Annotated in this window: 10 protein-coding genes; 1 reads left to right on the top strand and 9 read right to left on the bottom strand. The window is 70.2% G+C overall.

Annotated features, from left to right (window positions below):
- The first annotated feature begins 105 nt into the window (after positions 1 to 105).
- A complete protein-coding gene (locus tag D7X96_RS15285) occupies positions 106 to 795 on the top strand; it encodes a response regulator transcription factor (RefSeq protein WP_120548106.1) in 690 nt (229 codons plus the stop codon).
- Between the two features lie 16 nt (positions 796 to 811).
- Here the strand turns inward: D7X96_RS15285 and D7X96_RS15280 are convergent, their stop codons facing one another.
- From D7X96_RS15280 to D7X96_RS15240, 9 genes are all read right to left on the bottom strand, one after another.
- The gene (locus tag D7X96_RS15280) at positions 812 to 1,621 is read right to left on the bottom strand and encodes a dienelactone hydrolase family protein (protein ID WP_244219590.1); all 810 of its coding nucleotides are present in this window, start codon (positions 1,619 to 1,621) and stop codon (positions 812 to 814) included.
- 174 nt (positions 1,622 to 1,795) lie between these two features.
- Positions 1,796 to 2,830, bottom strand: a complete 1,035-nt coding sequence (locus D7X96_RS15275) for a methyltransferase (protein ID WP_121770051.1) — start codon at positions 2,828 to 2,830, stop codon at positions 1,796 to 1,798.
- Between the two features lie 8 nt (positions 2,831 to 2,838).
- On the bottom strand, positions 2,839 to 3,984 hold the full coding sequence (locus tag D7X96_RS15270) for an aminotransferase class V-fold PLP-dependent enzyme (protein WP_120548108.1): 1,146 nt from the start codon (positions 3,982 to 3,984) through the stop codon (positions 2,839 to 2,841).
- Positions 3,981 to 5,297 carry a tryptophan 2,3-dioxygenase family protein gene (locus tag D7X96_RS40435; RefSeq protein WP_208647319.1) on the bottom strand — a complete coding sequence of 439 codons (1,317 nt, stop codon included), beginning with the start codon at positions 5,295 to 5,297 and terminating at the stop codon, positions 3,981 to 3,983. The genes D7X96_RS15270 and D7X96_RS40435 overlap by 4 nt, the downstream gene beginning before the upstream one ends.
- A 212-nt stretch (positions 5,298 to 5,509) precedes the next feature.
- A complete protein-coding gene (locus tag D7X96_RS15260; protein WP_120548109.1) occupies positions 5,510 to 5,929 on the bottom strand; it encodes a response regulator in 420 nt (139 codons plus the stop codon).
- The gene (locus D7X96_RS15255; RefSeq protein WP_121723204.1) at positions 5,922 to 8,888 is read right to left on the bottom strand and encodes a response regulator; all 2,967 of its coding nucleotides are present in this window, start codon (positions 8,886 to 8,888) and stop codon (positions 5,922 to 5,924) included. The genes D7X96_RS15260 and D7X96_RS15255 overlap by 8 nt, the downstream gene beginning before the upstream one ends.
- A gap of 12 nt (positions 8,889 to 8,900) precedes the next feature.
- Positions 8,901 to 10,064, bottom strand: a complete 1,164-nt coding sequence (locus D7X96_RS15250; protein ID WP_120548111.1) for an FIST signal transduction protein — start codon at positions 10,062 to 10,064, stop codon at positions 8,901 to 8,903.
- A gap of 28 nt (positions 10,065 to 10,092) precedes the next feature.
- Positions 10,093 to 11,955 carry a cytochrome c3 family protein gene (locus D7X96_RS15245; RefSeq protein WP_120548112.1) on the bottom strand — a complete coding sequence of 621 codons (1,863 nt, stop codon included), beginning with the start codon at positions 11,953 to 11,955 and terminating at the stop codon, positions 10,093 to 10,095.
- Between the two features lie 268 nt (positions 11,956 to 12,223).
- On the bottom strand, positions 12,224 to 14,080 hold the full coding sequence (locus tag D7X96_RS15240; RefSeq protein WP_121770050.1) for a sensor histidine kinase: 1,857 nt from the start codon (positions 14,078 to 14,080) through the stop codon (positions 12,224 to 12,226).
- Positions 14,081 to 14,227 lie beyond the last annotated feature (147 nt).

Genomic DNA, 14,227 nt, shown 5'->3' with positions numbered 1-14,227 from the left:
CGGCTACGCCGGGAGTCGTTTCACAGGGGGCGGCGGGATGGCATACCTTGGGCGTCCCTTCCCAGGGGGTGATGTCTGAAAGATGGGAGGGCAAGGGTGCCATCCATGGAGCTGAACTCAACGGGGCGGGAGATCCGCGTGGCACTGCTGGAAGATCAGCAGGTGTTCCGCGAGAGCCTGGTGGCCCTACTGGAAAGCGCGGGGATGAAGGTGGTGGCCCGGTGCGCGGAGACGGGCACGTTCCTGTCCAACGTGCGCGCGGCCGCGCCGGACGTGGCCGTGGTGGACCTGCGGCTGGAGCACGTGGGCCGCGAGGGCGCGGAGGATGGCCTGAACGCGCTGAAGTACCTGCACGACTTCCATCCGCAGGTGCGCGCACTGGTGCTGTCCGGACACCGCGAGCCGGACGTGGTGGAGCGCTGCTTCCAGGCGGGAGCGGCGGGCTACCTGTGCAAGCTGAACGTGGGCGTGGACGACGTGGTGCGCGCGGTGAGCCGCGTGGCGCGCGGTGAGCGGCTGCTGCCCGTGGAGATGCTCCAGGCCCACTCGATGCACCTGGAGGACTTCCAGGTGCCGGCCTCCGCGCTGTCGCGGCTGACGCTGCGCGAGCGCGAGGTGCTGGGCTACGTGGCCGCTGGCGCGGACAACCTGAAGATCGCCGCGCACCTGGGCATCACCGAGCGCACGGTGAAGGCGCACCTGACCAGCATCTACCGCAAGCTGGGGCCGGAGAACCGCGCCCAGCTCGCGGTGCTGGCGTGCGAGCTGGGCGTGACCCGTCCCGTGCTGGCCTGAGACGGCCCGGGGTGCTTCAGGGCGCGGAGGCCTCCTCCGCGCCTTCCTCCAGCGCTTCCTGGGGGCCGCCCAGGTGCTGGAGGAACCACTCCCCGGCGAGCTCGGCCACCTGTTCCAATTCCGAGTCCTCCTGGAAGTGGTGGGTGGCGCCCGGGATGATGTCCATGCGCTTGGCGGCGCGGAGCGCTTCGTAGGCCCGGCGGTTGATGTCCAGGCCCAGCGTGTCCGCGCCGCCCACCAAGAGCAGCGTGGGGGCCTGCACCTTGGGCAGCACCGCGCCCGCCAGGTCCGGACGGCCGCCGCGAGACACCACGGCGTCCACCTGATCAGGCCGGAAGGCCGCGGCGGACAGCGCCGCGCCCGCGCCGGTGTGCGCGCCGAAGTAGCCCACGCGCAGCCCCGAGGTGGGGGACTCGCGATGGAGCCACCGGGCCGCGCCCGCCATGCGCATGCCCAACAGGCCCACGTTGAAGCGCAGCTGCCGCGTCCTGCGCTCCTCCATCTCCTCGCGGGTGAGCAGGTCCATCAGCAGGGTGCCCAGCCCCATGGCCTGGAACAGGCGCGAGGTCTGCGCGAGCCGGGGACTCTCCAGGCTGCTGTCGCTGCCGCGCGCCAGCACCACCATGCCCCGGGCCCCCGAGGGAACCGCCAGCCGCCCCCGGACGAGGACGGAATCATCGACGGGCACCATCACCTCGCGCTCCAGGTGCGTGCGCGCCGTCGTCGAGCCACCGCCACCACGCCGCGCTTGCGACTCCCGCGCGTCCTCCCACCCGTGGTCCTGCCCTACCGCCTTCAACCCCGTTCGTGACCGGGGACCTGGCATACAGGCTCCTCCCGTCTGCGTTTGGCTGGTTACCGCGTCTGGCTGAGACACAGTCTGAGCACTGCCCCTCCCTTTGTGACCTGCCGGAGGGTCCAGGGTGTCCAGCGTAGGACAGGGGCCGCGGGGAAGGGGAGGACGCCCCGGGTGGGGGACCTCAGGGCTTCTCAGGGCTCCTCAGGGCTTTTGGGCCACCACCAGCTCGAAGGGACCGGGCAGCACGTGCGCGTCGGTGAAGCCCGCGCCGGTGAGGCCCTCCAGGTAGAACTCCACCTCGCGCAGCCGGCTCACGCACGTGTCCACGCCGATGAGGAAGTAGGACCAGAAGAACTGGGCCGCCAGCCGCTCCGGGGTGCGGAACTCCTCGCAGATGAGCACGCGGCCGCCGGAGGGCAGGGCGGCGAAGGCGGCCTGCATCAGCGACCGCGCCACCTCCGCGGGCCAGTCATGCAGCACGCGCACGAACGACAGCGCGTCGTAGCCCCGGGGCAGCGGCTCCTTCAGGAAGTCTCCGCCCACGAAGCCCAGCCGCTTGGGGGACAGGCCCGCGCGCTCGCGCGTGCGCGTGACCAGGGCCTCCGTGGCGGGCAGGTTGTAGACGTCCACGGCGAGCGTCGGGTGCTGACGCAGCAGGGCTTCCGCGAGCGTGCCGTCCCCGCCGCCCACGTCGAGCAGCCGGGACTCGGAGGGCCACAGGGTGCCCGCGTGCGCGCGGAACGTCTCCAGGATGGGGCCCAGGCCCGCGGCCATGCTGGCCTCGAAGCCCTCCACCTGCTCGGGCGTGCGCGGAGGCCAGTCGAACGACGTGGCGGACATGGAGTGCTCGCCGTGCAGCGTCTCCGGCAGCCGGCCGTGCAGGGCCTTCCAGTCGTACTTCTCGCGGTCGCGCTCCAGCGAGCCCTCGCCAAGCACGATGCGCGCCGCGTCGCGCAGGCCGGGCACGCTCCGGTAGCGCGCTGCCTCCAGCGCGTCGCTGGTCTGCTCGCGCTGCACCAGGCCCAGGCTCTCCAGGCAGTCGAGGAACTTGTAGAGCCGCTTGGGGACGAGGCCGTGCTTCGTGGCCAGCTCACCCAGCGTCACCGGGCCGGGCTCCAGCGCGTCCAGCAGGCCCAGCTTCAGCGCCGTCTCCACGACGTCCATCGCGCGGGCGCCGTTGAACAGCAGGTGCAGGAGGGCGCGAGGCGATGGCGCCTCGCGCGTGAAGGGAGGCATCTGACTGCTCATGCGCTTGGATTGTGCTGCTCTTCGATGAGCGCGTCCATGAAGGCGTCCACTTCCTCGGGCGTGTTGTAGAAGTGTGGCGCGGCGCGCAGGAAGCCCCGGTGGCTGCAGATGAAGCCGCGCGCCACCAGCCGCTGCGTCACCTGTACATCGCCGGGGAAGCTCATCGCCACCACGCCGCCTCGCTGGTGCGGCTCGCGCGGCGTCACCACGCGCAGTCCCGCTGCGTCCGCGCGGGCCATCAGCCGGTCCGTGAGCTTCAGCGAGTGCTCACGCACGGCGTGGATGCCCACGCCCTTGATCAGGTCCAGGCCGGGCCGCGACAGCAGCACCATGAGGGGCGCGGGCGTGCCGCCCATCATCCGGCGCGCGTCCGGGGCGTAGTCCGTCGTCTGCTGGAAGCCCAGCGGGGACGCGCCGGCCAGCCACCCGGTGACGGCGGGGCGGAGGGTGGGCAGCAGGCCCGGGCGCATGTACAGGAACGCGGCCTCGGAGCCGCCCAGCCACTTGTGCGCGCCGCCCATGAGGAAGTCCACGTCCAGCGCGCGCACGTCGATGGGGACGGTGCCCACGGTCTGGTACGCGTCCGTGGCGATGAGGGCCCCGGCCGCGTGCGCCGCCTTCGCGATGCGCGCGAGGTCCAGCACTGCGCCGGTGGCGAAGGCGCCGTGGGCGACGCAGACGAGGAGCGTGCGCTTGTCGATGGCCGCTTCCAGCGCGGCTTCGTCCACGCGGCCGTCCTTCGACGGGACGACGACCAGCTCCGCCCCGTAGCGCGCGAAGCCCTTCCAGATGAAGGGCACGGTGGGGAACTCCAGGTCGGTGATGACGACGCGGCGGCGCTCTCCGGAGAAGTCCAGGCACGAGGCCAGGCGCGACAGGTGCGCGCTCAGGTTGGTGTCCAGCGCCACGGAGCCGGCCGGAGCGCCGATGAGGTCCGCGACGCCGTCCGCGTACGCCTGCATCTGGGACAGCCACGTGTCCCAGGTGTCATCGCGCCACGCGCGCATGGTGTTCCAGTACTGCGCGAGCACGCCCTCCACGGCCCGGGGCAGCGCCCCGGTGGAGTTGCTGTTGAGGTACGTGCAGGTCTGGAGCAGCGGGTATTCCGCGCGCAGGGCTCCCGGGAGCGCCGCCACGGTCACGACTGGCTCCGCAGCTCCTGGGCGTGGACGTACGCCGACACCTGCGCGGTGTGCGAGTGCGTGTGAGGCCCGTGAGGCGTCGGAGCGTGGGGCACCGGCGCATGGGGCGCGGGAGCCGCCGCCGCATGAGGGGCCGGAGCATGCGGCGCCGCGTGCGGAGCATGGACCGCCGGAGCCGGCTGCGCGTGGGCCACCGGCGCGTGCGGAGCGTGGGGCACCGCGTGCGGAGCATGGACCGCCGGAGCCGGCTGCGCGTGGGCCACCGGCGCGTGCGGAGCGTAGGGCACCGCGTGGGCCGTGGCGGCGTGAGCGTGGGCCATCGGAGCGTGCACCGCGCCCGCGTGGGCCACCGGAGCGTGCTGCCCGTGCATCGCGGCCATCGGGCAGCCGCCACCGGTGGTGCGCGCCTCGTGCGCGGGGGCCGCGTGCGCCGCGGCGGCGTACGCCGTGGGCGCGTGGGCCGCGTGCGCCTGGGCCACGGGCATCTCCATGTCCCTCATCGCGGCCATCGGGCAGCCGCCGCCGGAGCGCGACTCGCCCGGCGTGAAACCACCCTCGCGCTTCCAGCCCGCCGTCAGCTCCACGCGCACGTCCCACAGCGCGCGGAACAGCGGCAGCGTCATGCGCGCCTGCAGCACCTGCGACGGCAGCCCGTCCAGCGCCTTCACCGTGCGGTCGATGCCAATCGTCCGGCGCACCAGCTGGTAGTGCGCGTACAGCCATCCCTGGAAGCTCTCATCCACCGTCACCAGCTGCTCGCAGACGTGCTGCAGGTCCTTCGGCCCCCCAGCCGAATAGACCTGGAACAGCGTCAGCCCGCGACGCGCCAGCATGCGCTCCATCGCGGACTCCAGCCCGTCCGCCGCGTGGCGAAGCGTGTTGTAGCCCGGCGACTCCTGCCCGCTGCCGTTGCCCAGGCTGCGGCGGATGACCTGGTACTCGGCCGGGGTCATCGTCTCCAGGATGGCCATCTCCGCGCTGATGCCCGCGAGGATCTTCTGCACCCGCACCAGCCGCGCCGACACCGCCCAAAGCGAGTCGCGGTCCATCTCCGCGACCACCTCCACCATCTCCCGCGACGCCAGCTTCAGGTACAGCTCCTGCGACTGGTGGACGATCTGGAACATCAGCTCGTCGTGGGACACCAGCTCGCCCTCCGGCGACTGCAGCGCCAGCAGGGTGTCCGTGTGCAGGTAGCGCTCGTAGTCCAGCTCGCCCTTGCCCACCCACTTCTTCAACATGACGTTGAACATGGGTTGAGTCAGCTCCAGCTTCAGCTTTTCCGCGTGGCTGTAATCGGTAGACGTGTGCAAGGTGCCTCCGGGGGGACGCAGGCAGTTCGTGGTGGGTAGAGCGCGCCCCAGTCGCAGGCAACAGTGAGCGCGTAAATCTCTAGAAGCGACTACCTTACAGCCCTTTTGGTGAACTTCAAGTCATACCGGGCTTGCGGGTTATCGATTTTTGAGATTCCCATCCAACCGGAGTACGGGGTGGCCCGAGGGGTCGGGCTCACCCATGGGGTGGGTCAGCTCTCAACCGGTGAGGGATTCCGGTTGGGTGACGCCGGGCGAGGCTTGAGGCGCATGGCGTTGAGCTTCTGCGCCAGGTCCGCGCCCTGGACACTCTTGGAGATGTAGCCGTCCGCGCCGGAGGCGATGGCCAGCGAGCGCAGCTTGGCCTCATCCGAGGCGGAGTAGAGGATGAAGCGGGTGCCCGGGGGGGCGTACTGGCGCGCCAGGCCCACGACCTTGTCCCCCTTGAGGGCGGGGAAGTTCACGTCGATGAGCACGAAGTCCGGCTCGGACGCGCGCACGATGTTGGACACGCCCAGCGCGGACGTGTGGGTCTGCACTTCGAACCCGTACGCGCTCAGCGAGCGCTGCACGAGGTCGAGCAGGTCCGGATCGTCGTCCACGACAAGGACGCGCGGTTTTGCTTCAGCCATGGCTTCTCCCTAGGTACTGACGAATCGTCTCGATGAGCTGATCGCGGTCCAGGGGCTTGGTCATGTAGGCCGTGCAACCGGCCGCGTGCGCCTTGTCCTGGTACTCGCGACCCGCGTGCGCCGTAACGGCGATGACGGGCACATTCTGCCCATCCGGCAACGCGCGGAGCCTGCGGGTGACTTCCCAGCCGTCGAGCCGCGGCAGGGACAGGTCCATGAGGATGAGGTCCGGCGCGTCGTTGCGGGCCCGCTCCAGCCCCTGCTCGCCGTCCTCCGCCTCGATGAGGTCATACAGTCCGCCCAGGTACCTGCGGACGATGTCGCGGTTCTGCTCGCTGTCCTCCACGTACAGCACGCGAGGCAGCTTCCCCGCGCTGGCCGCCCGCTGGGACATCAGCAGTCCCTTGGCCTGGGAGATGACGTCCTCCAGCGCGGTGCCGCCCTTGCGCACGAAGCCGGCGAAGCCGTCGCGCAGGAGCGTCTCCTCTTCCTTGGACAGCGTCTTGCCGGTGAGCACCACCACCGGCACGGACAGCTTCTCCGCGCGCAGCCGGCGCAGGACCTCGAAGCCATCCAGGTTCGGCATCATCAGGTCCAGCACCACCAGCGACGGCGGCGACACGCGCGCCTTGAGCAGCGCGTCCTCGCCGTTGCGCGCCTCGTTGGTGGAGAAGCCCGCGCGGCGCAGGTTGCGGCTGACCAGCTCGCGCGTGGCCGCGTCGTCGTCCACCACCAGCACGTCGCCCGCGGCGGCCGTGGTGCCCGCGGAGGCCAGGCTCTTCTGCACCACCTCCACCAGGCGATCCGGCTCCACCGGCTTCACCAGGTACTCGCACGCACCCAGGCTGAAGCCGCGCGCGCGCTGCTCCTCCACCGATACGAGGATGACCGGGATGGAGGCCAGCGCCGGGTCGCTCTTCAGCTGGCTCAAGACGGACCAGCCGTCCATGCGCGGCAGGTGGATGTCCAGCAGGATGGCCTGCGGCTTCACGTCGCGCGCGAGCTTCATCGCGGCGATGCCGTCATTGGCCGTCACGACCTTGAAGCCCGCGGGCTCCAATTGGCCCGTGACGAGCTGCTGGATGAGCACGTCGTCGTCCACCACCAGCACCGTGCTGCCCGGCCGCGCCATGGGCGCCAGCTTCTGGGCCACGTCCTGGAAGGGCACCAGGCGCTCCGTGGCGTGCGGGCTGTCCGCGCCCACCGTCTTCGCCAGCACGTCCGGCAGCCGGACGGTGAAGGTGGAGCCGCGCCCCAGCGTGCTCTTCACGTCCACCGTGCCGCCCAGCACGCGCGTCAGCTCGCGCACGATGGCCAGACCCAGGCCCGTGCCGCCCACCTTGCGCGTGGTGGTGCCGTCCACCTGGCGGAACTTCTCGAAGATGAAGGGGAGCTGATCCGACGGGATGCCCACGCCGGTGTCCTCCACCGTCATCAGCAGCTCGCCGCCGCCCGCGGGCACCACCGTGAGCGCCACCTCGCCCGTGTCGGTGAACTTGGCCGCGTTGCTCAACAGGTTGAGCATGATCTGCCGCAGCTTCAGCGCGTCGGTGCGGATCTCCTTCGCCTCGTTGTCCACGTTCACCGTGAGGGCCACGTCCTTGCCCTTCAAGTACTCCTTCACGGTGGCCATGCACTCGTCGGCCAGCTCCTGCACGTCCACCGGCTCGGTGACGACCTCCACGCGGCCCGCTTCAATCTTGGACAGGTCCAGGATGTCGTTGATGAGCGCCAGCAGCGTCTTGGCGTTCGTCTTCACCACGTTGAGGTCGCGCCGGCCGTGCGGCGTCAGGCGGTTGCCCTCCTCGCGCATCAAGAGGTCGCAGTAGCCGATGATGCCGTTGAGCGGCGTGCGGATTTCGTGGCTGAAGTTCGCCAGGAACTCGCTCTTGAGGCGCACGGCGCCTTCCGCCTCGCGGGCGCGCTCCTCTTCGTTGCGCTTGGCGACGGAGAGCTCCTGGGCCAGCCGGTCCAGGTCCTCGTTCTGCTGGCGGATGATCTCCATCTGGAGCGCGCGCTGCTGGTAGCTGGCCAGCGAACGGGCGGACACCGCGCGCGTCTTCTTGATCTCCTCCAGGCTGGCGGCCAGCTGCTTGTTGGCGGCCTCCAGCTCGTCACGGGAGGCGCGCAGGGCCTCCTCGTTCTGCTTGCGGTCGGAGATGTCCTCCGTGACGCCCATCACGAAGCGCGCCACGCCCTGGTCGTCCAGCAGCGGAATCTTGCGCGTGGCGAAGATGCGGTCCACGCCGTCCGCGCGGGCCACCTCCTCGAACGTCTTCATCTTGCGCGTCTCGAGGATCTCCGTGTCGATGGCGATGAACGACTCCGCCTGCTCCTTGGGGAAGTAGTCGTGGTCCAGCTTCCCCAGCAGCCACTCCTTGGTGACCTTGAAGGCGTCCGCGAACGTCTTGTTCACCACCACCAGCCGGCGCGTCTCCGCGTCCTTCACGAACAGCACGAAGGGCAGCGCGTCGATGATGTTGCTGAGCAGGTAGTTGGTGCGCTTGAGCTCCACCCCCGTCATCTGGTGCTGGGCGCGCTCGGCGTGAAGGCGCAGCTCGCGCGCCACCACGAAGGGCAGGTGGCCGTAGCGGTCCTCGGTGACGTAGTCGCGAGCGCCCGCGCGCATGGCGGTGGCCAGCGTGTCCGCGCTCCACGAGGGTGCGCTCACCACGAAGGCCGTCTCCCGGCCGCGCTTCACCCAGGCGGCCTGGACGTCCTCCCAGGTCATGCCCGGCATCTCGGACCCCACCAGCACCAGGGCCCAGGGGCGCTCCAGCGCCTGCTCCAGGGCCTCCCGGGTACTGACGGGCTCCAGCGTGAGCATGGAGAGGATGTCCTCCTTCTCCAGCGCGTCGCGCATGGCGCGCGTCTCACGCTCGCTGCCAACCAGCAGCAGCGACAGGGTGTAACCAAGAGGCGCCTCGGCGTGGGCCGCGTCGAACGGGTGCTGGGCCATGGTCTGGGGGACTTAGTTGGAGCCGAACGCGAGCACGGTCAGCGTGGTGTTGATGTGGAACCCCGAGTAAATCTCGAATTGCACGTTCATCCCAGCAGCGGAGGGTGCAAGCTTCAAGGATTCCGAGAGCTTCGGCAGCTGACCCTGGGCCTGCGCGTACCACAGGCGTCCGCTGCAGTGGAACAGGAGGGCGGCCTGGGGGTTCTGTACCCGCCTGGGCAGCTCCTCCTCGAAGAAGTTGCGCGTCATGCCCGCCAGGTCGCCGGCCTTCATCAGGTCCAGCTCGCTGCCCTCCTCCAGGAGGTTGGCGAAGAGGATGGAGCCATCCTCCAGGGGGCGCCACGCGGCGCGGATGAAGTACTCGCGGCCCACCTTGAGCGCGGTGGGGCGCAGCGCGAAGCCGCCCGGCCGGCCGAACTCCAGGTCCGCGATGTTCTCCACGCCCAGGATGTCCGCGTAGCGGCGGGCGGCGGGCTTGCCGTCAATCTCCAGGGCGCGCGTGTGCGTCTCGTCCACCTTGGTGATGGTCAGCCGCTCGCCGGTGGGCACGTACCAGTGCGAGCGCAGCGCGGCCCAGGGCGCGTTCGTCTTGAACAGGGCCACCAGCACGCCGTCGCCGGCCACCTCACCATCCACGTGGATGAGGGCGGACTGGCGCGCGGGGTCCGTCTCTGAGTCGCTGGCGCCGCCGCCCACGAGCACCAGGGTCTGGTTCTTCTCCAGGATGCCCAGCAGCAGCTCTTCCTTCTTGTAGCGGAAGCCGTCGTCAATCACGAGGCCCACGTACCGGCGCGCGTCCAGGTCCTGCTGGCGCACGCCCAGCTCCTCGCACGCGCGCTTGATGGCCTGCGCTCCCGCGGCGATGGCGTCCCCGGTCAGGCCGCTGCCCAGGCCCAGACCCACCTCGAAGTCGCCGGAGAGCGCGCCCAGCACCACGCTGTTCTCGTGGATGCCGTTGTTGTCCAGCTCGCCGGCGGTGGTGGCGCCCACCAGCCGGGTGTCCTTGGGCAGCCGCTCGCGCACCGCGCGGTTGAGCGCGCGCTGGTCGCGCTGCCGGGACGCGAACAGCGTCACCAGCTTGGGGGCGGGACCGTGTAACTGGCGCAGGAGGTCCTCAGCGACGGCGACTGGATCCGTGAGGGTGGAGCGAGCCGTCTGCATCTTCACATGCGCCATGGAGGACCTCCGTGCGAACCGGCGGCGGCTAGAAGCCGCTGCCGGGGTGTGTCTTGTGACAACTGCCGGTGCACTGCTGGAACGACTCGCGGCCCCCGCCGACGTACATGCTCTCGATGGGACCGAACTTCTCCACGTGGCTGTCCGGGTAGCTCTTGTGGCACGACAGGCACGCGGCCTTGCTGGTGCGCTGCGTGGTCTCCTGCTTCAGGTGGCAGGAGGTGCACTTCTCCAGGGGCGCGTCGAAGCGGTTGGAGCGCGAGTGGAGGAAGTGCGTGCGCACGAAGATGGGACCTTCCAGTTCGAAGCCCAGCGGAGCATGGCACGACGCGCAGGCGGCGCGGTTGTCGTTCGCATGGAGGACCTCGCTCAGCTCGCCGCCCTTGCTGTGGCAGGTGTTGCACGGACCCGTGGTCAGGACGGCCTCCGTGTGCGTCTTCGTCCCCACCTGGATTTCAATGGTGCGGGACGCCGGCCGGTCCTCGCCCATGAACACGCGGCGCGCCTTGGCGGTCACCAGGTAGGTGCCGGGCTTCGCGTCCGCGGGCAGGTGGTAGGTCCAGGTGTCGCTCACGGGCGCGTCCCAGCGGCCGTCATTGGGGAAGAAGGCGCCGCCGAAGAGCTTGTTGGACGGCGGGAAGGTCATGAACTGCGCATAGACGCCGTCGCGCGCCGGGGTGGCGATGGTCTGCACGTCCTGCGAGTCGTCCAGGAAGGCCTCCAGGTCGACGATGGTCCGGATGGGCTGGATGTCCTGCGCCGGCCCGATGAGCTGCGTCATCATCATCCGTTCCTGGTGCTTGCGGCGGTAGTAGGTCGTCGTGGGGTTGAAGAAGGCCTGATAGTACTGGATCCCCGCGGGATTGCCGGGAGCGCCCGGGGGTGCGACCTCATTGTAGGTTGGGAGGCTCCCGGGCTTGTGCAGGGCCTTGCCCTTGCCGTCCTTCAGGGTCATCTGGAAGGTGACGTCCGACCCGGGGGCATACGTGCCGTCCTTGCGGGGCGCCGTCAGGGGCTTGATGTCGATGCCGAAGCCGTAGCTGTAGGCCGGCTGGGACACCTGCGTGACGGGGATGTAGTAGGGGGCGAACGGGCGCAGGCTCCAGCGCAGGCGCAGACCCACCGTGCGGGAGGTGAAGGTGAGCGTCTGCTTCTTCGCGTGGTCGTACGCGTTGCGCAGCTCCACCAGGGCCTCTTCCTCATAGGCCTTGGCGCCGGTGCAGTCCGTGAGCGAGCGGCAGTCGCGCGTCCACTGGATGGCGCGCATGCGGCGGATGAAGAAGTCGTCACGCTCCGTGCGGCGGGTGTCGTCCGTGCCGATGTTCAACAGCACCGGCGCGCCCGTCAGCAGGCCGCGGGAATCCACCGGCTCCACCGTGAAGAGGCTGGGCGCCTTCATCCACGCGGCGTCACGGTAGAAGCGGCGGCGGGTGAAGGTGCCGTCCGGGTTGGACAGGCCCACGAACTCCTGGTCCGCCAGGCGCACGCCGTTCCAGCCAATGGCCAGGAAGTCGCTGTTCTGACGCAGCCCGTCCACGCCCTCGTCCTTCGTGGCGTTGATGGAGGCGCGCAGGTCAATCTGGTTCACCCAGAAGGTCTGCCCGGCCTTCACCTTCAGGGGCACGCCCTCCCCGTTGTCCACCTCCAGGGCCAGGCCCACGGGAGCCTCGCGGTTGCCGACGCCCAGGAGGTCGCCCACGGACAGCGCCTCGCCCTGCGTCGCGAGCTGGGGCTCCACGGCGGCGGGGGAGGACGCCAGGTCCTCGCCTTCCGCACCGCCGCACGCCACCGTCAGGCTGGCCAGGGTGGCTAGCAGGCTCGCGCGGCCCGCCGTGAACAGGCGGGGGGAAGTGCGAGAACACCGCTCCCGAATCGTGTCAGCTCCACCCATGAGGGGACTCCTCCGAACGCGTATGTGCGGACTGCTGCCGGAGCAGCGTCGCGGCCTTGGGACCCACATGCCCTGACGTCGGGGGGACGCTGGCGGAGGGTCGAACTCAAATCCGGCTTTTGCCGAAAACGAGCAGTTCTAGCCGTACGGAGAATATCCACAATCAACAGACGGGTTCAACTTCTGAGAATAATTCTACTCAGAGGCGAACTCGGACTGTTCGTGACTGGATGGGAGGGCGTCATGGGGCGCAACCCACCCGGGCGGGTCAGGCTCGAATCAGGTTTCCCTCCTCCTGCTGTGCTTCCGGGGTGAACGGGAGTTCGACCGTGAACTCCGAGCCCTCACCGGGGCGGGAGTGGACGTGGATGGTGCCGCCGTGGGCCTCCACGAGCTGCCGGACGATGTAGAGGCCCAGGCCGAAGCCCGGCGCGCGGCTGTCCGTCGTGACCCGCTCGAAGCGGGTGAACAGGCGCTGCTGTGCGTCCACGGGGATGCCGGCGCCGTGGTCTCGCACCGACATGCGGACCCGGTGTGAGTCCTCGTCCACGTTCACATGCACCTCCACCGGTTGGCCTCGGCCGAACTTGAGGGCGTTGCTGACCAGGTTGGTGAGGACGCGGTCCAGGCGCTGGCGGTCCCAGTGGCCCGGAGCCGCGTCGTGGGCGTGGACGGTGAGGGCGCAGCCTGCGGCGGCGGCCTGGTCCTCGTGGCGGGTGGCCACCTCGTGCGCCAGCTCCGCCAGGTCCATGGCCTGCGCCTGGAGCACCAGCCGGCCGCCGGACAGCCGGGACAGGTCCAGCAGGTTGTGCACCAGCTGGCCCAGGCGCTTCGTCTCGTCCTCGGCCAGCAGCAGCCCCTCGCGCAGGCGCGGGTCGTCCCCCTGCGTGGGCGCGCACTGCAGGCGCACGCGGCGCAGGCGCAGCTGCAGCGAGCTCAGCGGGGTGCCCAGGTCGTGCGCCGCCACGCCAATGAGCTCCAGCGCGTTCTGCGTCGCCGCCATCAGGCGGGCGTTGTCCAGGGCCAGCGCGGCGCGGGCGGACAGCTCCTCCAGGAAGGCCTGGTCCACCGCGCCGTAGTGGCGGTGGGGCCGGGTGGACAGCAGGCACAGCGCGCCCAGCACGCGGTTGTCCACCACGAGCGGCACGCTCAGCGCGGAGCGTACGCCCAGCGCGCGCCACAGCTCCGCGTAGGGGCTGTCGCTGACGGAGGAGGGCAGCCGGCCGGGGTCCACCTCCGCGAAGCGCTCGGCGCGGCCGGTGTGGACGACGCGCGCGGGGCCGGGCTCGTCCGCGGAGGGCTGGCGCATCAGCGGCTCCCACAGCCGCTGCTGGGTGGCCGCGTCCGCGCACGCCACCGCGCCGGGCCGCACGTCGCCTTTGCCGTCCGGCAGGTACAGCACGCACGCGTCCGCGATCTCCGGCACGCACAAACGCGTGAGCGCGTTGCCCAGCTCCTTGGCGCCGGCCTGGGGCTGCAGCACGCGGCCCGCCTCCGCGAGCAGCGCCTGCATGCGCTCGGTGCGCTTGCGCTCGGTGATGTCGCGCGTCACCTCCGCGAAGCCCTGCAGTGTGCCGCCCTCCGCGTACAGCGCGGTGAGCAGCGTCTCCGCCCAGAAGCGCGAGCCGTCCTTGCGCATCCGCCAGCCCTCCGACTGCAGGCGGCACTCGCGCGCGGCCCGCTCGCGGTGGGAGGCGGGCAGTCCGTGCGTCACCGCGTCCGGCACGTGCAGCACCTCCACGCGCTGGCCCACGATGTCGGAGGACGTCCACCCGGTGAGCCGCTCCGCGCCCGTGCTCCAGCAGGACACGGTGCCGTCCGGCTCCAGGAAGCACAGCGCGTAGTCGCTCACGCCATCCATGAACAGGTGCAACCGCTGTTCGCTCTGCACGGCCTCCGCGTGCATGGGGCCCAGCGCGTTTCGCAGCACCAGCACCAGCGCGACCAGGGCCCCCAGGCCCAGGACGCCAGCGAGGATGTCGGAGGCGTGATGGCCCAGGGCCCCGTCGTCCACTGTCAGCGTGTGGGCCGCGGACACCAGGGTGGCAAGCAGGATGAGTCCGGCCAGAAGGCACGCGGACAGACCCGCCCCCACCCGCTGAGCGAAGGTCCAACGTCGCAGCATGAGGCACTCCCCCCCGACGGCACCGAGCGCTTCTGTGCAGAAGGACGCTCAACATCACCGAAAAGGTGGGGTGAGCGACATCGCACTGTCGGGCAGGGTATCCTATAACCCTGTTTTTACATGTTTGTCATGGAATCATGGACCCTA

The sequence above is a fragment of the Corallococcus interemptor genome (assembly GCF_003668875.1).
GTDB lineage: Bacteria > Myxococcota > Myxococcia > Myxococcales > Myxococcaceae > Corallococcus > Corallococcus interemptor.
Note: the sequence above shows the minus strand (reverse complement) of the source record. Positions and strands in the feature narration are given on the sequence as shown.